Consider the following 20,841-nt stretch of genomic DNA (forward strand, 5'->3'; position numbering starts at 1 on the left):
TGTGGACAGGTCGCGGCACCACCCTGTGGACAACTCGGGATGGGGAGCAGTGTGCCCGAAAAGTCTTCAGGCTGGACTTGTCAGTTTGGGCTGAAGAAATTACCGTTGCAGGCGTGCCAGAGATCCCCGATTCCGCGCTGCGGGCCGCCACCGAGGTGCGCGTCGTCTTCAGTCGCCTGCGCCGGCGGCTTCGCGAGGTGGCGAGGCTCGACGAGCTGACGCCCTCGCAGACGTCGGTGTTGAGCCGCCTCGACAAGGGCGGGCCGGCCTCGTCGTCCGACCTGGCGGCCGCCGAGCGGGTGCGGCCGCAGTCGATGGCCGCCACGATCGCCGCGATCGAGCAGGCGGGGCTGGTCACGCGCACGCCGGATCCGGCGGACGGGCGCAAGCAGCTGATCTCGCTGAGCGAGCTGGGGCGCGAGAAGATCAGCGTCTCTCGCCAGGCGCGCGAGGAGTGGATGGCTCGGGCGCTCGCCGACGACTTCACCGAGGAGGAACGCCAGGCGCTGATCGCGGCGCTGCCCCTGCTGGACCGTTTGGCCGGCCGCCGATGAGGGTGGCGGTCGCCGAGAGCGGCACCGCGTTCGATCGGCGGCTGATCGTGCCGATGGTGCTCGGGTCGGTGCTCAACCCGATCAACTCGTCGATGATCGCGGTGGCTCTGGTGCCGATCGGGCTGGCCCTCGGCGCCCTGCCGTCCGAGACCGCCTGGCTCGTGTCGGCCCTCTATCTGGCCACCGCCACCGGGCAGCCCGTCGTGGGCCGGCTCGTCGACCGCTACGGACCGCGCAGGCTCTACCTGGCCGGCAGTGCGCTGGTCGGGCTGGCGGGGCTGATCGGCCTGCTCGCGCCGAACCTCGGCGTGCTCATCGTCTCGCGGGTGCTGCTCGGGCTCGGCACGTGCGCCGGCTATCCGGCCGCCATGTATCTGATCCGGCGAGGCAAGGACAGCCCCGGCGGCGTGCTGACCGCGCTGGCCGTCTCCGCGCAGACGATCGTCGTGGTGGGGCCGACGCTGGGCGGGCTGCTGATCGGCGCGGCCGGGTGGCGGGCGATCTTCGCCGTCAACGTCCCGCTCGCGCTGGCCTGCGTGGTGTTCGGGCTGCTGCGGCTGCCCCGCTTCGACGGCGCGGCGCCCGAGACGCCGCTCGACTTCCTCGGCATCGCGCTGTTCGCCGGGACGCTGACCGCGCTGATGCTCTACCTGATGGATCCGGCGGCCGGCGACCTGTGGCTGCTGGGGGTGATGGCGCTCTGCGCGGCCGGGTTCGCCTGGCGGGAGATGCGCGCGCCCGACCCGTTCCTGGACCTGCGCGTCTTCGGCGGCAACGCGCCCCTGATCGCCACGTACGGGCGCGCGCTGCTCGCGCAGACCGCCTCCTACGCGATCCTGTACGGCTTCACGCAGTGGCTGGAGGCGGGCCGTGGCCTGAGCGCCGCGCACGCCGGCCTGGTGCTGCTGCCGATGTCGCTGTTCGCCATCGTGATCTCGACCGTGACGGGGCGCCGCGCGGCGTACCGGGGCAAATTGATCGTCGGTGGTCTCGGGCAGCTGGTGGTCAGCGTGCTGATGCTCACCCTCGACTCGGGCAGCCCGCTCTGGCTGCCCGTGCTGCTGACGCTGATCTGCGGCCTGCCGCAGGGCCTGAACGGCCTGGCCAACCAGAGCGCCCTCTACTACCAGGCCGACCCGGCGCGCATCGGCGCCGCGTCGGGCCTGCTGCGCACCTTCAGCTACCTGGGCGCCATGGTCTCCTCGGCCGCCACCGGCGTCTTCTTCAAGCACGGCGCGGACACGGCGGGCCTGCACGGCCTAGCGATCTTCCTGAGCGTGGTGGCCGCGCTGATGCTCGTCATGACCCTGGCCGACCGATCCCTGTCCCGAGTCGGGCGAACCCCCTGAAAGGCACGACATGCCCATCACCACCCTTGACCCGAAGACCGCTCTCGTCGTGGTCGACCTCCAGCGTGGCATCGTCGCCGTGCCGGTCACCCCGCACGCCGCCACGGACGTCGTCGCCCGCACCGCCGAGCTGGCCGGCGCGTTCCGCGAGCGCGGCCTGCCCGTCGTGCTGGTCCGCGTGACCGGCCGCCCCGACGGCGCCGACTCGCCGAAGGGCCGCACCGACGCCGGCGCCGGCTCCCCGGCCGTACGCCCCGACGGCTGGGACGAGATCGTCGAGGAGCTCACCAGCGGCGACGACATCATCGTCACCAAGCGCAACTGGGGCGCCTTCTACGGCACCGACCTCGACCTCCAGCTGCGCCGCCGGGGCGTCACCCAGGTGGTCCTCACCGGCATCGCGACCAGCATCGGCGTCGAGTCGACGGCCCGCGCCGCCCACGAGCACGGCTATCACGTCACGATCGCCACCGACGCGGTGAGCGACCGCGACGCCGGCACACACCGCAACGGCATCGAGAAGATCTTCCCCCGCCTGGCCGAGACCGGCACGACCGCCGAGATCCTGGAGGTCCTGGCCGAGCGGGAGCGGTGAGCGGTCAGGATCCCAGCAGCCAGGTCGCCAGCTTGCGGGCCTTGGCGGGACCCCACGAGCCCTGCGGGTACGACGCGGGCGCGGGCGGCGAGTCGAGCAGCGGCCTGACGGTCTTCCAGGTGGCGCTCAGCCCGTCCGGGCGGGTGAAGAGCGCGCGGTCACCGGTCAGCACGTCGTGGATCAGGCGGACGTACGGGGGCAGCGGCTCGGCGTCGGGAAGCTCGGCCAGTGGCAGCTGGACGTGGCCGGGCTCCAGGTCGAGCGCCACGCCGGGGCGCTTGGCGAGCAGCGACAGGTCGATCGCGCCGTCGCCGGCCAGGTCGAAGGTGAGCACGTTCGACTGGGCCGGCAGCGCGGACAGCGGGCCCTTCGGGGACTTGAGGACCAGGCTCACCACCTGCCGGCTCTCGGCGAGCTTCTTGCCGGTGCGCAGCAGGAACGGCACGCCACGCCAGCGCGGGTTGTCGATCCAGAGCCTGGCGGCCACGTACGTGTCCGTGCGGGAGCCGCGGCGCACGCCCTTGATCTGCTTGTAGCCCGCGTACTGCCCCAGCACCACCTCGGCGGGGTCGAGCGGGCGGAACGCGCGGATCACCTTTTCGCGGGCGGCCTGCAGATCGGCCGAGCCGAGGCCGGCCGGCGGCTCCATGGCGACCTCGGCGGCCACCTGGAACAGGTGGGTCACCAGCATGTCGAGCACCGCGCCGGTCGCGTCGTAGAACTCGGCGCGCTGCTCGACGCCGAGGGTCTCGGGCACGTCGATCTGCACGCTCTCGATGTGGTCGCGGCTCCACATCGCGGCGAAGGCCTCGTTCGCGAACCGGGCGACATGCAGGTTCTGGGTCGCCTCCTTGCCGAGGAAGTGGTCGATCCGATAAACCTGCTCCTCCTTCAGCACCCGGTGCACGAGCCGGTTGAGCGACTGGAACGACGACGGCGAGGTGCCGAACGGCTTCTCGTAGACGACGCGCGCGTTCTCGGCGAGGCCGTGCGTGCCGAGCGCCTCGGTGATGCCGGGGAAGGCGACCGGCGGGATGGCCAGGTAGTGCACGAGCTGAGCCTTCTCGCCGAGCTGGGACCGGGCCTCGGCGATGACGTCGAGCAGGCTGCCGGGGTCCGCCGAGGCGAAGCCGCCGCCGGCGAAGCGCAGCCGCGACGCGAACTCCCGCCACGGCCCCTTGCCGGGTGCCGGGCCGAACTCGGTCAGCGCGTCGTGGACGTGCTTGCGGAAGTTCTCGTGCGAGACGTCACCGCGCCCGTTGCCGACCAGGATCCAGTCGTCGGGGAGCAGCCCCTCGATCGCGAGCGTGTAGAAGGCCGGCAGCACCATGCGCCGGGCCAGGTCACCGGTGGCTCCGAAGAGCACGAACAGGGTGGGGCCGGGAGTCGTCGCCATGAACCGGCGTTTGCCCGCGCGGGCGGGCGGTCACACCGGTTGTGACGACCGGAACGTTCCCCGGTAGGCCTGCGGGGTCGTGCTCAGCCGCTGGGCGAAGTGGTGCCGCAGGGTGGCCGCGCTGCCGAAGCCGGCCCGGTCGGCGATCACGTCGACGCCGAGCGACGTGTCCTCGAGCAGGCGGCGGGCGAGCAGCAGCCGCTGGCCGGTGAGCCAGTCGTGCGGGGTCGCGCCGGTCTCCTCCCGGAACTTGCGGGCGAACGTCCGCGGCGCCATGTGAGCCATCTCGGCCATGGTCTCGACCGTGTGCGGCCGGTCGAGGGTCTCCAGCACCGTGGTGAGCACCGGCTGCAGCGTCTCGCACTCGACCGGCTTGAGCGGGGTCTCGATGTATTGCGCCTGGCCGCCCTCGCGGTGCGGCGGCACGACCATGCGGCGGGCGAGCATCGTGGCGATCGTGCTGCCGTGCTCCTGGCGGATCAGGTGCAGGCCGGCGTCGATGCTGGCGGCCGTGCCGGCGCTGGTGAGGACGCGCCCGTCCTGCACGTACAGCACGTCGGGGTCGACGATCGCGGCCGGATATTGCCGCGCCAGGCGGGCGGCGTGCAGCCAGTGGGTGGTGCAGCGGCGGCCGTCGAGCAGGCCGGCGGCGCCGAGGGCGAAGGCGCTGGTGCAGACGCTCATCACCCAGGCACCCCGGTCGTGCGCGGCACGCAGCGCCGCACCCACCTCGGGCGGCGGCCCGTACCACGGGTTGTCGAAGGGCGCGACGACGACGAGGTCGGCCTCGGCGGCCCGGGAGAGGTCGTGCTTGACGGCGATGTCGAAGCCGGAGCGGCTGGGCACCGGGCGGCCGTCGACCGAGCAGACGGCGAAGTCGTACGAGGGCAGGCCCTCGGCGGAACGGTCGTAGCCGAAGAGCTCGCAGAGCACGCCGAGCTCGAACGGGGCGACGTCGGGAAGCGCGATCACGGCGACGTTTCGCAGCATGTGACGCAGCCTACGGTCACTTGGCAGGATTTTGAAGATGCGTGGCATGTCTGCCACTGTCGGCCGCCGCAGAACACGACGATGCTCAATGCATGGAACTCGTACTGGCGCTCTTCTTCCTGGTCATCCTCATCGCTTCGATCACCGGCAAGGTCGCGGACTCGCGTGAGGGAAGCGGCTGGCACAGCCACACCTGAGGCGGCGGCGGGGCGGCTTCGCACCGCCCCGCCGCCGGACATCAGATCTTCGCCGGAATCAGGATCGAGTCCGGCAGCGGCGCCGCGATCGGCGGCCGCTTCTTACCCGGCACGGCCGCCATGGTGGTCGCCGCCGGGGCCGGCAGCGGCTCGACGAACGGCTGCGGGGCGTCGGTGCAGACCGTCCCGCGGGCCGGCGGCTTGCCGGTCAGCAGATAGCTGTCGATCGACGTGGTCGCGCAGACCCCGGAGCCGTACGCGGTGTGGCCCCAGTTGTTGCTCGACAGCAGCACGGAGTTCGGCAGCAGCCGGCTCGACGCGACCGCGCCCCGGTAGTTCGTGGCCGGGTCCCAGAAGTTGCCGACCACCAGCACGGGCGCCGCCGTCCGGCGGGTGAACGGGCCGGTGTACGCATCCTCGTCCCGGACGGTCCACGTCTTGTTCGCGCACTGGCTGTCGACCCAGCCCCAGGCTCGGCCGAAGTACGGCGCCTTGCGGTCACGCTGGTCCGCGTAGGCCGGCCAGGCGCCCGCGTCGGCCGGGTGCCGCCCGTCCGTGCAGATCACCGTGGAGGTCGCCTCGAAGCTGTTCTCGTACGGGAAGTCGTACGACCGGGAGGCCCGCGCGTCACGCACCCGCTTGACCAGCGCCGCGCCGGAGCGGCCCTCGAGGGCGTCACCGACCTGGTCGGCGATCGCGGTGACCTGGTCGCCCGCGTCGAACTGGTAGAGCGAGCCGAGGATCGCGCCGATGAACACCGCGTACGTCACCTGGATCGTGCCACCCTCGCCGTCCGGCAGCGCGAGCGGCTCCTCCTTGAGCTCCTCGGCGATGGCGTCGAACCGCTCGACCGGGTCACCCTCGGCGAAGACGCACTTCGTCTCGCCCGCCCGGTCGCAGCGCTTCAAGATCTCGATGAGAGCCTTGTACGCGCCGTCGCTGGAGCGCAGCCGCTCGTCGAGCGGCTCCCGGGTGTTGCCGACCCAGGCCGTCGGGTCGAGCACGCCGTCGACGACGAGCGCCCGGAAGCGGTCGGGGAACATGTTGGCGTAGTACTGCCCGAGCGCGCTGCCGTAGCTGAAGCCCAGGTAGGTGAGCTTCTTGTCGCCGACCGCGCGGCGGATGACGTCCATGTCGCGGGCCACCTCGGCGGTGGAGGCGGCGCCGGTCAGCGGCTTGCCGGTGGTCGAGCACGCCTTGCCCAGCAGCTTCGAGCCCCGCACGTACGCCCTCTCCTCGGCCGCGGTGACCGGGAAGGGGACGTTCATCAGGTTGAGGACCTCGGTCTGCTCCTTGACCGACGTGAAGCAGCGGACGTTCTGGCTGGCGCCGACGCCGCGCGGGTCGACCCCGACGACGTCGAAGCGCTGGAGGATCGGGTCGGTCAGCCAGTACGGCGCGTCGAGCGCGAACTGCGTGGCGGAGCCGCCCGGCCCGCCCGGGTTGACGAACAGGCTGCCGAGCTTGGCCGACTGGTTCTTGGCCTTCACCCGCAGCACGGCGATCTCGGTGGTCGCGCCGCGCGGGTTGTCGTAGTCGAGCGGAAGCTGGACCGTCGCGCATTCGGCGTAGCCGTAGCACTTGTACCAGCCGAGCTTGGGCGTGGGCACCGCGTCGGCGCCGGTCTTGGGTGCGCCGCCGGCGAGCGCGGGGGCCGCGCCCATGCCGGCGGCCAGCACCCCGGCGAGGGCGGCGGTGAGTAGTCGGTGCGTCTTCAGAGGCATACAGAACGACCCTTCTGACGGGAATGGCGGCGGAGCCGCCACACGACGCCCGGCATAGTAGGGGGTCGATGCCACTCAGAGTGATCTTGCGAATTCGGGGCAAATAACAACACCCGGCACTTCCAGGCGGGAAGTGCCGGGCGTCAATTCACCTGAAGAACGGCAATATGTCAGACACCGGCCATGGCGAGGTTACGAGTAGTGATCGAGCTGCGCCAGCACACGCGGGTCACCTCGACGACGTCGGCCTCGGTCAGCACCGGGCGCTCGCGGCGCACGTGCAGCACCGTCACGACGATGCCGGCGCTGACGAGCCCGACCAGTGCGGACGACCACACCGCCGGCTGGCCGGTCAGCAGCCCGTAGGTGAACCACGACCCGCAGGCGCCCGCGGCCAGCCGCCAGCGCAGCGGCGAGAGGCCGGAGATGTCCATGTGACGGTTGCGCAGCAGCGCCAGCGGCTGCGGGATCGCCGAGACGAACGAGACGCTCGCCAGCGTCAGGCCCAGCACCGAGGCGGCCATGCCACCGGTCACGCCGGGCAGGGCCGCGGCGGCGAGGCTCAGCAGGGCGGCCGCGGCCACCGCGCCGGCGCTGCCGCCGGCGACCAGCAGCGCCCGGCCCGAGCGCAGCGACGGCTGCGTGACCATCAGCGCCACCAGGATCGCCAGGCCGGCCAGCCCGGTCGCCGTGTTCGTCATCACCTGGATGCGCTCGCCGCTGAGCAGGCCGTAGGTGATCCAGCCGAACGGCATGGCCACCCCGAGGGCGCAGGCGGTGGCGGACAGGCCGTTGGTCCGGCGCTGCACGCAGGACTTGTAGACCTGGGGCCAGGAGAGGGAAACGGACAGCACGGCGGCGACGAGGCCGAGGGCGTGGGTAAGCATGATCCGATCTCGGGTCGGGGTCTGGGGTCCGCCGCGGTTCGTGAAGATCCGCGGCCACGGTTCCCATCGCCCGGCCCCACCGGGTCCTGACGGCATCCGAGCCGATGCCACCCAGCTGCAACCTTTCGCATTGGGCAAGGGGGGTGACATCCGGTCCGCCGCATTTGGCACAGTGGACGAATGCTGACCGACGTGGACCTGCCCGCGCCCGGCTTGCTCTGGACGCGCTGGGCGACCCTGGCCGCCGCGCTCACCGGCATCGGGTACGACGATGTCTGGTACGTCGACGACCGCGGCGCGCACCACGACGACCACGGCGGCAGCTGGGCCCGGTTCGCCCTGCTCGACGGGGCTCGCGCCGTCCTGTTCGGCTATGACCGCGATCACAGCGGCACCGCCGACGCCGACCCGCCCATCGACCTGCTCACCGGCGCGCCCGACTGGCTGCCGTGGGACGACCTGACCACCCTCGCCGAGGCCGACTCGCTCGGCTTCGTGGTCTGGCACGCGGAGGGCCGCTGGTCACGCACCCGCTACAGCGACGCCGTGAGCGACGGGCTGGTGCAGACGGTCGGCGCCGTGCTCAGCAACGAGAACACGCTGGCCCAGCTCGCCGAGATCGTCTCCGAGTGGGGTCGGCACGAGCTGCACTCGCCGAGCGAGCGCGACGACGTGCGCGCCGCCGGCGAGGACCTGCTCGCCGCCGCGGTGCGCGGCCAGGTCACCGGCCCGGCCTTCGAACGGCTGCTCGGCCGGCTCACCGAGCCGGCGCTCGACCTGGGGGCCGCGCTCGACTGCGCCGCCCGCGGCGGGATCACGGCGGGCACCCGGCCGCCGCGCATCGCGGCCGGCGAACGCCCGCCGATGCGCCGCGTGCGCCGGCTCAGCCAGGGCGAACACGACCGTCTCGTGTGGACCGCCATGCAGGAGGCGGCCGAGCTCGACCGGCCCGCGCCGCCCGCGACCGGCGAGCTCGAGGCGCTGGCGGCGTGGATGCGCGACCGCTCGCCCCACGGCGACGGCCGGTGCACGGTCCTCGTCTACGCCGACGCCACCAGCCTCAGCGCGCAGCCCGGCAAGCACCCGCCGCTGGAACGCCCCGGCGAGGCGCGCTTCGCGTCCTTTCAGGAGCTGGGCGAGCTGGTGCGGCGGCTGCGCCGGGCCGAGGCCGACCCGCGCTACGGCCGGTGGTTCTTCCTGCGCGTGCAGACCACCGCCACCGACGTGCTGGTGGAGCGCCGCTACGACTCGTGGCCCTCGTGGTGGGCCGACGACGGCGTCTCCGGGCCGTGGCGCACCAACCTCCAGGAGGAGATGACTGCCCGCGGCCTGGCGTGGCGGCCCGCCTGGGTGCGCCTGCTCGACCCGGAGATCGCCTACCGCCCCCGGTGATCAGCGAGCCTTGCCGGCACTGAGCAGGGCGATCGACTTCGCCAGCCGGCGTGCCCGGGTCTCGGCCGTCTTCGCCGAGGCGAGCTGGTCGACGTGCCAGCGCTGGTTGCTGAACGACAGGGTCTGCCAGAAGTCGCGCGCCGCGGGCTCGGCGTCGAGCGCCTCGCTCAGATCGCCGGGCACCTCGATCTCGCGCGGGGCGGTGTCGAGCTCCACGTCGACGTCGAAGACCTCACCGCCCTCGACGCCGGCGGCGGCGCGGCGCTCGGCGCTGACGCCGAGCCAGTAGCTGCCGCCCATCTTGGCGATGGCCGAGCGCATCGTGAAGCCGTTGAAGGTGGCGACGACCTTGGGGCGGCCACCGCCGCCGAGCCCGGCGACGACGTCGTCGGGCACCTCGAAGCCGGTGGTGGTGCCACCCGTGCGCTGCAACTCGGCGCGAAACCTCATCCGTCTCACTCCTCGGTCAGCTCGGACCAGTCCGAGACCAGCGGGACCAGGCGCCCCGCCGCCCACAGCGGCAGCTGGTCCAGGAAATGGGGACTGCCGGGATCGCCGTGCGCCCCGAACGGGACGATCCAGCGGCTCCGCGCGCGGTCCCGGACGTCCCAAACATAGCGGGCCACGGGGCCCTTACGGCAGAGATCGCTGACGCCGGGAACGCTGGTGGTGCACAGGACGTCGTCGCGCTCGCCGGACAGCTCCGTGCGCGGGATCTCGGCGGTCATTCCCGGCAGCCGTACGGGGTCGAGCAGGTGCCGCTCGCCCCACCGGCCCGAGGTGATCGTCGCCGGGTCGACCAGATCAGCGGCGGTGAGCCCCAGCCCGGCGAGCAGGCTGTCCTGCATGAGCCCGACCTTGCCGCGCGGGTCGACCCCGAAGATCTCGTCGAAGCCGGTGGGCTCCGCGAGGGCCGCCACCCGCGGGTGCTCGTAGAGCCGGCGGGCCACCTCGGCCCGGATCGCGGCGCGGCGGCCGGCCTCGACGCTGTCCGCCGGCATGGTCGTGTCCATGTGGATGCGCTCGGGCGGCGCGCCCGCGTCGAGCAGCTCCCGGATGCGGCGGGCGCGGGCCTTGGAGGAGAACGAGACGCCGTACGCCTCGGTGTCCGGCCGGCGGTCGTTCGCGTTGACGGCGCTGCCGGACACCTGTTCGCGGGTCATCGGCACGTAGCCGGGCTTCCACGCGTACGCGGACTCCCACGCCGGCACCGGCAGCACCTTGTTGCGGTCGTCGCGCAGCGGCACCCGGCCCACGGTCAGCTGGAGGACCCGCCCGCTGGTGTCGGCGGTGAGGATGCTGTTGACCGGCTCCACCCAGCCGGTCAGCGCGTCCGCCACGTCGTCCACGGTGCGCGCGCGCAGCAGCGGCAGCAGCGCGGCGAACCCGAGCTCCAGGTCGACGCGTGACGGCGTACGGAGCGACAGGCTTTGATCGATGATCGGGCCCCGCGCCGTCTCGACGATCTCGACGACCTCGTCCGGGCCGTCCTTGACGGGGATCGTCTCGACGTGGCGCATGACCGGCTCCCAGCCCTCCGGCCCGCGCGCCTGATCGCCGTGCAACTCCTCGAGGTAGAGATCCTGGTAGTCGGCCTGCGCGTTGGTGACGGCCCAGGCCACCGTCTCGGTCTGGCCGAAATGCTGCACGCCCGGAACGCCCGGGAACGCCAGCCCCGCCACGTCGAACTCCGGGCACGCCAGCCGCACCTGCTGGTAGACCCCCGGCAGCTCGATCTGCCGATGCGGATCGCCGGCGATCTCGCCCGGCACCGCCCACGCGTTGCTGCCCGTCTCGCCCGGCCCCTCCGGATCGAACCAGGCGAGCTTGTCCTCACCCAGCGTCCGCGCGACGTGCGCGTTGAAGAGCTTCCACGGGAAGCTGGCGAAAAGGATGTGCCGGGCCAGGAAGACCCCCAACGGCGTCCAGGCGTGCCAGGTCAAACCCGCACTGCGGACCCCTTCCCCGTACGCGGTGAGCCAGGCTTGCGTCCGTTCGTCCACATTGTCGTACGCCTTGCGCGCCGTGTCATCGACCCGCGCCCGCCGCGCGAACCGGTCCCACGCCAGCCCCTCGGCCCCCACCAGCTCGGCGAGGAGCCCCTCCGAGCGCCGGCGCTCCACCTCGAGCTGCCGCCCCCGATCGGCGGCGGTCACCCGCCCCTGGAGAAACGCCAGCTCGTCCACCGAATCGGCCCGCAGGTGCGGGATCCCGTACGCGTCGCGCAAGACCTTCATGCCACATCCTTACCAGCCTCAATCGATCACGGCCCGGTAGCGTATGGACCATGGCTTCCTTCAACGACACGGTGATCGAGAACTTCCGTGCGAACGACGGCGTTCTCGGCGGTCACTGGGAGGGCAAGACCACCCTCCTGCTGCACACCCCCGGCCGCAAGACCGGCAAGGTCACCATCAACCCGCTCGTGGCCGCCCCCGACGGCGACACCTACGTCATCTGCGGCAGCGCCGGCGGCGCCCCCGAGGACCCGCAGTGGGTCGCCAACCTCGAGGCCCTCGACGGCCCGGTGACCATCGAACTGGGCGCCGAGACCCGCAAGGCCGACTTCCGCGTGGCCCGCCCCGGCCGCGACGCCGACTGGGAGCGCCTCTACGGCATCTGGCGCGCCTACTGGCCGGACGCCGCCGACTACGAGACCAAGACCGACCGCAAGTTCCCGGTCGCGGTCATCACCCCGCGCTAGTCACCACCACAGGCTGACCGCGCCCGGCGTCGCAGGGCGCGGTCAGCCACCCGCGGAGTCACCCGTGGCCCGCCCCACCACGTTGGTCTTGACGACCCCGTTGCCGACCTTCCCGGCGGCCGGCAGCCCGAAAGCCCGCCTCGCAGCACGATCCCCGGCCGAGATCCGCTCGCCGCCGTCGAGGAAGGTCCCGGGCGCCAACCCGCGGCCATAAGCGGGCGAATGCCACAAGAAGTAATTGGTGGTCGCGTCGTCGGTGTCGCAATAGTCCTCGTCGACGATCTCACCCTGGTCGTCGGCGCAGTAGAACACTTCCTCGCCCGCGCCAGCCTCGCCCGCGCCAGCCTCGCCTGCGTCGGCCTCGCTCTCGTCGACCTCGCCGACCGGATCGGCCACTGTCGGCGCGTCGCTGTCTTCGTCGCTTGCGCTGCCGTCGCCACCACTCTCGTCGCCGACGTCGCCACCGTCGCTGCTGCCGCCGTCGCTGTCGCTGTAAGTCGTCGTGTCGTACGAGCCGATGTCGTCGTCCCCGTCAGTGGCAGCGTCGCAAGCGGCCACGCCACCCGCGGCCAACGCCAGGAAGGCGGCGGTCAACACCACCCTGCTGGAGCTCATTCGCCGATGCACCGTTTCCCCGCTCGTCGTCGCGCACAGTCGAAGGCGGCCCAGGCCCGCCACCTCAGCCGCTGATCATGCCCGACCGCCAACCCCGCGACCGCCCCACACCACGGCGGATATGTGACAGCCGCTCACCTCGCCAGCGCAAACCACGATGGCGAGGGGAAGTTGCACCCGGGACCACCCGCTGGCTGAACCTCCGCCTTCCGTGGCCCACTGATGCCTTCCATGGCCCACTGATGCCTTCCATGGCCCACTGACCCGCACGGCTTCCACAACCCCGAAGCCGTCCACCGCAGCTCCACGCGCGCCCACTGCCACCTTGCAGGCACGGCATTCCGAGAGGGCCGCACCGGATTCGTGTCAAGTACCCGCGACGCTGAGACAAGGGCGCTTGACACTTTGACAACGAACCGCGACACAGCTGCCGCTGCAGCGAGCTCTACGGCAACGCCGTGGCCGGTTCCGACACCCCGACCCGCCCAGAACACAGCCGCGAGGACTTCCTCCTCCGCGCCACTCTCGCCGAGATGTGACCACGGGCCGAGGGAAGGAGCCACGGCGTCGCGGGCAAGGACGGTGCCGCACCGCGAGGCCGACAGCCGCAACGGAGCGTGTCCTATGGGTTGTGTCGAGCAACGAGGCAGCTGCTTGTCGCCGCCCATGGTGAATGCTCGCCGCGGACGCTGACGGCGGGTGATCGGGGTCGGCCGACTCGGTGCGGGGCCGGCTCGCCGAGTGAGGACGGGGTGTCAGGCGCCGGTTTTGCGGACGAGCATGTAGCCGTACGGCGGCTCCGCCCCCTCGGGTGGGGTGTGGCCCTGAAAGACCAAGGTGAACCCGGCGGCGGTGAGGCGGTCGGTCATCTCCTGAGGCGACAGCGAGTAGCGGTCGAAATCGATGCCGAGCTCCGCGACGCGGCTGCCCGGTGCGTTGCGGTGGGCGGTGCCGTCGCCGTGTTTGAAGGCCGCCACCAGGTGGCCGCCCGGCTTGACGACCCGGGCGAGCTCGGCGAACGCACGCGCCCGGGCTTCGGGGGCGAGATAGATCAGCGAGAACCAGCAGACCACCCCGGCCAGCGACGCGTCCTCGAACGGCAGGTCGCGCAGGTCGGCGACCTGGTATGCGAAGCCGGGGTGCTCGCGCCGCGCCACCTCGACCATTCGCGGCGAGAGGTCCACGCCGCGCGGCGACAGGCCGCGGCTCGCCAGGTAGGGAAGTAGCCGCCCGGTGCCGCAGCCCACGTCCGCGACCTCGGCACCGACTGCCCGGGTCATCTCGGCGAACAGGTCGAGCATGGCGCGTTCGACCGGCATGCTTTCGAGCACTCCGGGCAGGTTCGTCGCATACCACTCCGAGAGGATGTCGTGTGCGTCCCGCAACTCCTCGGTGGCGGCGTCCATCGTTGCCGGCCTTTCCGTCGTCGGGTGATGCGGTGGGTCAGGGGTGCTGGTCGGCGTCCGCCGGGCCGGCCAGGCCGGCCTTTTCGTCCCGGTCGGCCCACTCCAGCAGCGGGTCCAGGGAGAAGTGTTCGTCGTCGATGGTGGCGTGCAGGTCGCCCAGCTCGGCGAAGCGGGCGGGGACCGTCTGGATGGTGAAGTCGTCCGGCTCGACGTCGGGGATCTCGGACCAGGTGATCGGGGTGGAGACGGTGCCTTGCTGGTTGCCGCGGACCGAGTAGGCGCTGGCGATCGTGTGGTCGCGGGCGTTCTGGTTGTAGTCGACGAACAGGGCGCTCGGGTCCCTGTCCTTGCGCCACCATGTCGTCGTCACGTCGTCGGGGGCCCGGCGCTCGACCTCGCGGGCGAAGGCCAGCGCGGCGCGGCGCACGTCCGAGAATCCCCGGTCGGGGCGGATGCGCACGTAGATGTGCAGGCCGCGGCCGCCGGAGGTCTTGGGGTAGCCGGTGATGCCCAGGTCGTCGAGGACCTCGTGGGCGACGCCGGCGACGCGGCGGACGCGGTCGAACGGGCAGTCGGGCATCGGGTCGAGGTCGATGCGCCACTCGTCGGGCTGTTCGGTGTCGGCGCGGCGGGAGTTCCACGGGTGGAACTCGACGGTGGACATCTGCACGGCCCAGATCACGTCGGCCAGCTTGGTCACGCAGAGCTCGTCGGCGTGGCGGTTGTAGCGGGGGAACTTGACGCGGACCGTCTCGAGCCAGGGCGGGGCGCCGTTCGGCACGCGCTTCTGGTGGACCTTTTCGCCGGCGAGGCCGTCGGGGAAGCGGTGCAGCATGCACGGGCGCTCGCGCAGCGCTCGGACGATGCCGTCGCCCACGGACAGGTAGTAGTCGACGAGGTCGCGCTTGGTGAGCCCCAACGACGGGAAGTAGACGCGGTCGGGGTTGGAGACGCGCACCTCGAAGTCACCGACCTGGACCTGGATCGACGGGGACGCCATGTCAGCCCAGCCAGGCGGGGTCGAGGTCCACCAGCAGCGTGTCGCGCGAGTCGAGCAGGTCGAGCAGCGGGCCGATGCGCGGCAGCTCATGGGTGATGAAGTAGCGGGCGGCGAGCCGCTTGCCGTCGTAGAAGTCGCCCGGCTTGTCGCCCGCCGCCGCGGCCTGCGACAGCCAGATCCAGGCGACCACCAGATGGCCGACGGCGTCGAGATAGGCCGTGGCATTGGCCAGCGCGACCGTGGGGTTGCCGTCCTGCCACAGCCGCGCGGTCGTGGCGGCGACGCGGTCGCACGCGGCCAGCACGGGCGCCCCCAGATCCGACGCCGACGCGGTGGCCCGGATCCGGTCCAGCAGGAGGGTCAGCCCGGCGCCGCCGCGCATCACGGCCTTGCGCCCGAGCAGGTCGAGCGCCTGGATGCCGTCGGTGCCCTCGTGGATCGAGTTGAGCCGGTTGTCGCGGTAGAACTGCTCGACCGGATATTCGCGCGTGTACCCGTACCCGCCATGGATCTGGATCGCGTGGTCGTTGGCCAGCCGGCACCACTGCGACGGCCACGCCTTGACGATCGGGGTGAGCACGTCGAGCAGCAGGTCGTTCTCCTGCGAGGGCTCGTCGAGCAGCTTCGCCGCGTAGAGGATCAACCCCAGGCCCCCTTCCACGTACGCCTTGGAGGAGAGCAACATGCGCCGGACGTCGGGGTGGTCGACGATGGCGACCGGAGGCGCGGCCGGGTCCTTCGCGGCGACCGGGCGGCCCTGGAGCCGCTCGCGCGCGTAGTCGAGGGCGTGCAGGTATCCGGTGTAGCCGAGCGCCACCGCGCCCGCGCCGACACCGATCCGCGCCTCGTTCATCATGTGGAACATGTAGGCAAGGCCCTTGCCCTCCTCGCCGACCAGGTAGCCGGTGGCGTCGTCGAAGGAGAGCACCGCGTTCGTCGTGCCACGCCAGCCCATCTTGTGGTTGAGCCCGGCGAGCGCCACGCCGTTGCGCTCGCCGACCGTGCCGTCCTCGGCGACGTGGTGCTTGGGCACGATGAACAGCGACAGGCTCTTGACGCCGGGCGGCGCCCCCGCGACCCGGGCCAGCACCAGGTGGACGATCGTCTCGCTCAGCTCGTGGTCGCCGCCCGAGATCCACATCTTGCTGCCGGTGATCCGGTACGAACCGTCCTCGGCCTTGGCGGCCCTGGTCAGCACGTCGCTGAGCGAGGAGCCGGCCTGCGGCTCGGAGAGGCACATCGTGCCGGTAAAGCGCCCGTCGACCATCGGCTGCACGAACCGAGCGACCTGCTCGGGCGTGCCGTAGGTGGTGAGCAGGTGGGCGTTCGCCATGGTCAGCAGCGGGTACGACGAGGTGGCGATGTTGGCGGCCTGGAACCACAGGAAGCAGGCGCGCGCCACCACGGCCGGCAGCTGGAGGCCGCCGAGCGAGGCGTCCATCGTCCCGGAGATCAGCCCCGTCTCGTTGAAGACCTTGAGCGCGGCGGCGACCTCGGGGATCACGTTCGCCCGGACGCCGTCGAAGGCCGGCTCCTCGAGGTCGTTGCGCCGGTTGTGCGGCGCGAAGTCGCGCTCGGCGATCTGGGCGGACACGTCGAGGAAGGCGTCGAACGTCTCGCGCGAGTGCTCGGCGAAGCGCTCCCGCTCGGTGAGCGCCTCGACGTCGAGCCACTCGTACAGGAGGAAGTCGAGATCGCGACGCGAGAGGATCTTGGACACCGCCGGCACCACCTTCGATCGGGGACTGCCGTACAGTCTGCCGGTTCCTACGCCTCCGCGCGGTGCCTGCCGGCGCCGACCGGGCGATCGCGGCCGGATTTCTTGACCGCGTACATGGCGTGGTCGGCGGCGCGCAGGGCCTCGTCCGGGTCGCCGGCGCTCGGCGCGAGGTGCACGCCGACGCTGGCGCCGATGCGTACCTCGTTGCCGTCGATCCGGAACGGCGACTCGATCGCCGCGCGGATCCGCTCGCACATGGCGCCGGTGTCGCCGGGGCCGGCCGCGCCGGGCATGAGCACGACGAACTCGTCGCCGCCGACCCGGGCCAGCACGTCGCCCTCGCGGACGCAGCCGGTCAGCCGCCGCGCGACCTGCCGCAGCAGCTCGTCGCCGGCCTCGTGGCCGTGCGCGTCGTTGACCGGCTTGAACCCGTCGAGGTCGACGAAGAGCACCCCGACCGGCTGCTCGCGCAGCGAGGCGCCGAGCGCGTCCTGCATGCGCCGCCGGTTGGGCAGCCCGGTGAGCGCGTCGTGCTGCGCCTCGTGCGCCAGCCGCTCCTGGAAGGCGCGGGTCTCGGAGATGTCCCGCGCGTTGATGACGATGCCGTGCAGCGACGGGTTGTGCATCTGGTTGGACGCCGTGAACTCGAACCAGCGGTAGTCGCCCTTGGCGGAGCTGGCGCGGCACTGCAGGCGCAGCACCGCGTCGCGGCGGCTCAGCAGCACGGCGAACTGCCGCCGCATGTACTCGCGGTCGTCGGGGTGGACGATGTCGAAGACGCTGCTGCCGACGAGCTGGCCCTGCTCGAAGCCGAGGATCCCCTTGGCGCTCGGGCTGGAGTACTCGATGTCGCCGTTCGCGTCGATCACCGACACCAGGTCGGGCGCGTGCTGGAAGAGGGCCTGGAAGCGCTCGTCGGCGCGGCGGCGCTGCATCACCGTGCGGTAGCCGAGCGCGGCGATCGCGAGCACGCCGATCAGCAGCATCGCGAGCAGGGTGAGGTTGAGCGTCTGGCTCTTGGTGTGCACGGCGCCGTCGAACGACGCCCTGCTCTGGGTGCGCACGTACGCCCATCCGCCGGGCAGGCCGTTCACCACGATCGCGATCATCTCGGCGCCGGAGGAGTCGGTGAACTCGACGAACTCGGTGGCCGGGTCCTCGCCGAGCGCGCTGCTGATCGCCGGGTCGATCTTGTGGCCGACGTCGATCGGGTCGCTGGCCGCGGCGATCGTGCCGGTGCTGTCCACGATCGTGGTGAGGTGCGCGGGGCTGCCGAGCGAGACCGTGTACCGCTGCAGCGGGGTCTTGGCCACGTCGTTCAGGCCGACCAGCAGCGCGACCGGGCTGCCGCCGACGACCACGGGCATGGCGACGGCCTCCAGATAGGTGGCGTCCACCGACATGATCGACGAGACGCCGTACGTCTCACCGGCGGTCAGCATCGCCAGCATCGGCTGCCAGCCGGCGTTGTCCGCGGCGGGCACCCCGGAGGTGCGCGAGCTGGTCAGGACGGTGCCCTCGAGATCGGTCACCAGGGCCCCGTACGAGAAATAGGTGCTCTTGGACGCGAGGACCTGCAGCGCCGCACGGTCGGTGGCGCTGTTCTTGCCCAGGTGCAGCGAGTTGTCTCTCAGGAACTCGCCGAGCTCGCCCGCGGACAGCGCCTGCATGGCGCCGACCAGCGTCTTGTTGTTCACGCCGAGCGCACGCGAGTCAGCCCGGTGAACGTCGTCGGCGGCACGCAGCGCCGAGCGGTTCACCAGGATGCCGATCGTGCCCGCGGCGGCCAGCAGCACGACGCTGATCACGACGGCGATCCAGGTGCGCAATCGCATGTATTCGCTCCTCCTCGGCGTCTGTGATCGGCAGCCGGCGGCCGAACTCAACCGGAAACCGGCCCGGATTGTCGAAGTTGTCGCTCACGGCACGAAGGGACGGGAAGGGGCGAGTACGCAGGTACCGCCGCCGTAGTCGATCAACCGCAGGTAAAGGTGGTTGCGGCGTGACCACGGAGAGGAAGATCCTGCGTTCGGGGGCGGATTGGGGGCGGTCCATGCGCAGGCTCGTGGTGACGGCTCCGCCTCGACCGTGGATACCCGGCCAGCGCCGCGCCCCCGGTCGCGCTCCCGTCCCGCTGCCACCCCGCCGCCGGGTCCTGCGGTGCGGCCTGAGCGTCACCGGCTTCGGCCTCTGCGCCGTCTTCTACTGCCTCTCCTACACACCGTCGCTGCTGCCGCGCCCGTGGTCGCTCCAGGGAGTGGTCGCCGGTCTCACCGCCGCCATCGGGTACGCCTTCGGCACGTCGATCGGCGCGCTCGTCCGGCTGCGGTGGTGGCCGTCGCGGCGCGCCGAGCGCATCGCGTGGCAGGCGCTCTTCCTGCTCGTACCGCCGCTGATCCTGCTCTTCCTCTGGCTCGGCACCCGCTGGCAGCGCGACCTGCGCCTGCGCCTGGGCATGCCACCCCAGCAGGAGTACGACCTGATCCGCACCGTCGGCATCAGCGTGCTCACCTTCGGGGTGCTGCTGCTGGTCGCACGCTGCCTGCGGCTGGCCGCGCACGGCCTGGCCCGGCTCTTCGGACGGCTCGTGCCCGAGTCGGCCGCCTACTGCGCCGGCTTCGTGGTGGTCACCGTGCTCAGCTACACCGCGTTCGACGGACTGCTGATCGGCAACCTCTACACCACCGCCGACCGCTCGGCCGCGGTCACCGACAGCGGTACGGGACGTGGCGTCGAACGGCAGATGTCGCCACTGCGCTCCGGCAGCCCGGCGTCGCTCGTGTCGTGGGAGTCGCTGGGCCGGCAGGGCCGCAACTTCGTGGCCAAGGCGCCGAGCCACGAGCAGCTCGCGTCCTTCGCGCACCGGCCGGTCATGGAGCCGATCCGCCTCTACGCCGGGCTCTCCTCCGCCGACTCGGTCACCGAGCGGGCCGGCCTGATCGTCCGCGAGATGGAGCGCACGGGCGCCTTCGACCGCGAGGTGATCGCGGTCTTCACCCCCACCGGCACCGGCTGGGTCGACAACGACGTGCCCAGCTCGCTCGAGTACATGTACGCCGGGGACACCGCGCTGGTGTCGATGCAGTACTCGTACCTGCCGAGCTGGATCTCGTTCCTGGCCGACCGCGCCAAGGTCGTGGAGGCCTCCTCGGCCCTGATCACGGCGGTGCAGGAGCGCTGGGCCGCGACGCCCGCCGCCGACCGGCCCAAGCTGCTGATCTTCGGGGAGAGTCTGGGGACGTACGGGACGGAGAAGACCTTCGGCACCGCGGAGCGGATGGTCGACGGGGCGGACGGGATCCTGCTCGAGGGCCCGACCTTCGCCAACCCGATCCACCGGCGGCTCACCGAGGCCCGCGCCGAGGGCACGCCGGTCTGGGACCCGTCGTACGCCGCCCTGCCGGTCGAGTTCTCGTCGCGCGCCGAGGAGCTGCGCGACCTGGCCGGCCCCCGCCGCAAGGTCGTCTACATGCAGAACTCGTCGGACCCGGTGGTCTGGTGGAACCCCAACCTGCTCTGGAAGAAGCCGCAGTGGCTGAGCGGCACCCGGGGCCCCGACGTCACGCCCGCGATGCACTGGTACCCCGTGATCACGTTCTGGCAGACCACGGTCGACGCCGTCTTCGCCAACAAGGTCCCGACCGGCCACGGGCACGTCTACAGGTCCGGCGCCGTCGACGGGTGGGCCGCGCTGGCCCCGCCCCCGGGCTGGACCGTCGGCGACACGATCCGGCTGCGGGCCGTCCTGGACGCGCGTTAGCGCTGGAGCCAGGGTTGCAGCATCCGGGTGACGCGCGGCAGCACCAGGTAGGTCATGATCGGGGTCAGGCACAGGGTGCTGACCAGCGTGCGGAGCACCACGTGCAGATCGGCGATCAGGTGGTTGAGGGTCACCGCGGCCAGCAGGCTGACCGGGAAGAAGCCGAGCCAGATGGTGACGGCCTGCTTCCAGCGAGGCGGGGCCTTTACCGCACTTTGCACGTTTTGCTCCTGTGGCGGGTCGAACCAGCCCTCGATGCCGGTGCGGCGCTCGACGCGGGTGTGCTCGACGAAGCCCTCGGCCGACGACAGCCACCAGCGGCGCTGCGGCGACTCCTCCCAGTTGCGCAGCGACTCCGCGTCGGCGAAGCGGTAGAGCATGTGCCACTCGTCGGACGCCTGGGCGGGGCGCACCCAGCCGGTGCCGAGGAAGCCGGGGAAGTCCTCGGCCAGGGTGGTGCCCGCGTTCACCCAGGCGATCATCTCCGCCGTACGCGACGGGTCCGCACGGCGCGTGATGGCGACGGTGACAGTCTGCATGTCCCACATTGTG

At 71.7% G+C, this 20,841-nt stretch carries 18 protein-coding genes; 6 read left to right on the forward strand and 12 right to left on the reverse strand.

Annotated features, from left to right (window positions below; all coding sequences use genetic code 11):
* Positions 1-113 precede the first annotated feature (113 nt).
* Genes Ade02nite_RS01895 through Ade02nite_RS01905 form a run of 3 tightly spaced genes read left to right on the forward strand, consistent with a single transcriptional unit; the run spans position 114 to position 2,498 of the window.
* The gene (locus Ade02nite_RS01895) at positions 114-554 is read left to right on the forward strand and encodes a MarR family winged helix-turn-helix transcriptional regulator (RefSeq protein ID WP_203759719.1); all 441 of its coding nucleotides are present in this window, start codon (positions 114-116) and stop codon (positions 552-554) included.
* Positions 551-1,903 (forward strand): MFS transporter, encoded by a 1,353-nt coding sequence (locus Ade02nite_RS01900; protein WP_203759720.1) that lies wholly within the window; start codon positions 551-553, stop codon positions 1,901-1,903. The genes Ade02nite_RS01895 and Ade02nite_RS01900 overlap by 4 nt, the downstream gene beginning before the upstream one ends.
* 10 nt (positions 1,904-1,913) lie before the next feature.
* Positions 1,914-2,498 (forward strand): hydrolase, encoded by a 585-nt coding sequence (locus Ade02nite_RS01905; protein ID WP_203759721.1) that lies wholly within the window; start codon positions 1,914-1,916, stop codon positions 2,496-2,498.
* 4 nt (positions 2,499-2,502) lie between these two features.
* On the opposite strand, the gene Ade02nite_RS01910 is transcribed toward Ade02nite_RS01905, so the two are convergent.
* The 4 genes from Ade02nite_RS01910 to Ade02nite_RS01925 all read right to left on the reverse strand — a co-directional run bounded on the left by Ade02nite_RS01910 (position 2,503) and on the right by Ade02nite_RS01925 (position 7,692).
* Positions 2,503-3,894: a glucose-6-phosphate dehydrogenase gene (locus Ade02nite_RS01910; protein ID WP_203759722.1), complete on the reverse strand. Its 1,392-nt coding sequence runs from the start codon at positions 3,892-3,894 to the stop codon at positions 2,503-2,505.
* 30 nt (positions 3,895-3,924) lie between these two features.
* Positions 3,925-4,884 carry a GlxA family transcriptional regulator gene (locus Ade02nite_RS01915; RefSeq protein WP_203759723.1) on the reverse strand — a complete coding sequence of 320 codons (960 nt, stop codon included), beginning with the start codon at positions 4,882-4,884 and terminating at the stop codon, positions 3,925-3,927.
* Between the two features lie 238 nt (positions 4,885-5,122).
* Entirely contained in the window at positions 5,123-6,805 is a 1,683-nt protein-coding gene (locus Ade02nite_RS01920) for an alpha/beta hydrolase (RefSeq protein WP_203759724.1), read from the reverse strand.
* A 170-nt stretch (positions 6,806-6,975) separates the two neighbouring features.
* The gene (locus Ade02nite_RS01925) at positions 6,976-7,692 is read right to left on the reverse strand and encodes a SemiSWEET transporter (protein WP_203759725.1); all 717 of its coding nucleotides are present in this window, start codon (positions 7,690-7,692) and stop codon (positions 6,976-6,978) included.
* Between the two features lie 180 nt (positions 7,693-7,872).
* Here Ade02nite_RS01925 and Ade02nite_RS01930 point away from each other — a divergent pair, with 180 nt between their 5' ends.
* Positions 7,873-9,084, forward strand: coding sequence for a hypothetical protein (locus Ade02nite_RS01930; protein ID WP_203759726.1), 1,212 nt, complete (start codon positions 7,873-7,875; stop codon positions 9,082-9,084).
* On the opposite strand, the gene Ade02nite_RS01935 is transcribed toward Ade02nite_RS01930, so the two are convergent.
* Positions 9,085-9,534, reverse strand: a complete 450-nt coding sequence (locus Ade02nite_RS01935) for a YdeI/OmpD-associated family protein (RefSeq protein WP_203759727.1) — start codon at positions 9,532-9,534, stop codon at positions 9,085-9,087.
* Positions 9,535-9,539: 5 nt separating this feature from the next.
* Positions 9,540-11,321: a penicillin acylase family protein gene (locus Ade02nite_RS01940; protein ID WP_203759728.1), complete on the reverse strand. Its 1,782-nt coding sequence runs from the start codon at positions 11,319-11,321 to the stop codon at positions 9,540-9,542.
* Positions 11,322-11,371: 50 nt separating this feature from the next.
* Here Ade02nite_RS01940 and Ade02nite_RS01945 point away from each other — a divergent pair, with 50 nt between their 5' ends.
* Positions 11,372-11,788, forward strand: a complete 417-nt coding sequence (locus tag Ade02nite_RS01945; protein WP_203759729.1) for a nitroreductase/quinone reductase family protein — start codon at positions 11,372-11,374, stop codon at positions 11,786-11,788.
* A gap of 42 nt (positions 11,789-11,830) precedes the next feature.
* Here Ade02nite_RS01945 and Ade02nite_RS01950 read toward each other — a convergent pair whose 3' ends face one another.
* From Ade02nite_RS01950 to Ade02nite_RS01970, 5 genes are all read right to left on the reverse strand, one after another.
* Positions 11,831-12,403, reverse strand: coding sequence for a hypothetical protein (locus Ade02nite_RS01950; protein WP_203759730.1), 573 nt, complete (start codon positions 12,401-12,403; stop codon positions 11,831-11,833).
* A 755-nt stretch (positions 12,404-13,158) separates the two neighbouring features.
* Positions 13,159-13,809, reverse strand: coding sequence for a class I SAM-dependent methyltransferase (locus Ade02nite_RS01955; RefSeq protein WP_203759731.1), 651 nt, complete (start codon positions 13,807-13,809; stop codon positions 13,159-13,161).
* Between the two features lie 37 nt (positions 13,810-13,846).
* Complete coding sequence (gene ligD / locus Ade02nite_RS01960; RefSeq protein ID WP_203759732.1) at positions 13,847-14,809, reverse strand: non-homologous end-joining DNA ligase; 963 nt, start codon at positions 14,807-14,809, stop codon at positions 13,847-13,849.
* Between the two features lies 1 nt (position 14,810).
* Positions 14,811-16,529, reverse strand: a complete 1,719-nt coding sequence (locus tag Ade02nite_RS01965) for an acyl-CoA dehydrogenase (RefSeq protein ID WP_203759733.1) — start codon at positions 16,527-16,529, stop codon at positions 14,811-14,813.
* Positions 16,530-16,576: 47 nt separating this feature from the next.
* Entirely contained in the window at positions 16,577-18,364 is a 1,788-nt protein-coding gene (locus Ade02nite_RS01970; protein WP_203759734.1) for a sensor domain-containing diguanylate cyclase, read from the reverse strand.
* Between the two features lie 167 nt (positions 18,365-18,531).
* On the opposite strand from Ade02nite_RS01970, the gene Ade02nite_RS01975 reads away from it, so the two are divergent.
* Entirely contained in the window at positions 18,532-20,289 is a 1,758-nt protein-coding gene (locus Ade02nite_RS01975; RefSeq protein ID WP_239168451.1) for an alpha/beta hydrolase, read from the forward strand.
* Here Ade02nite_RS01975 and Ade02nite_RS01980 read toward each other — a convergent pair.
* On the reverse strand, positions 20,286-20,828 hold the full coding sequence (locus Ade02nite_RS01980; RefSeq protein WP_203759735.1) for an antibiotic biosynthesis monooxygenase: 543 nt from the start codon (positions 20,826-20,828) through the stop codon (positions 20,286-20,288). The two genes, Ade02nite_RS01975 and Ade02nite_RS01980, sit on opposite strands and share 4 nt — an antisense overlap.
* Positions 20,829-20,841: the final 13 nt, after the last annotated feature.

The sequence above is a fragment of the Paractinoplanes deccanensis genome (assembly GCF_016862115.1).
In the GTDB taxonomy this organism is placed as follows: Bacteria; Actinomycetota; Actinomycetes; order Mycobacteriales; family Micromonosporaceae; genus Actinoplanes; species Actinoplanes deccanensis.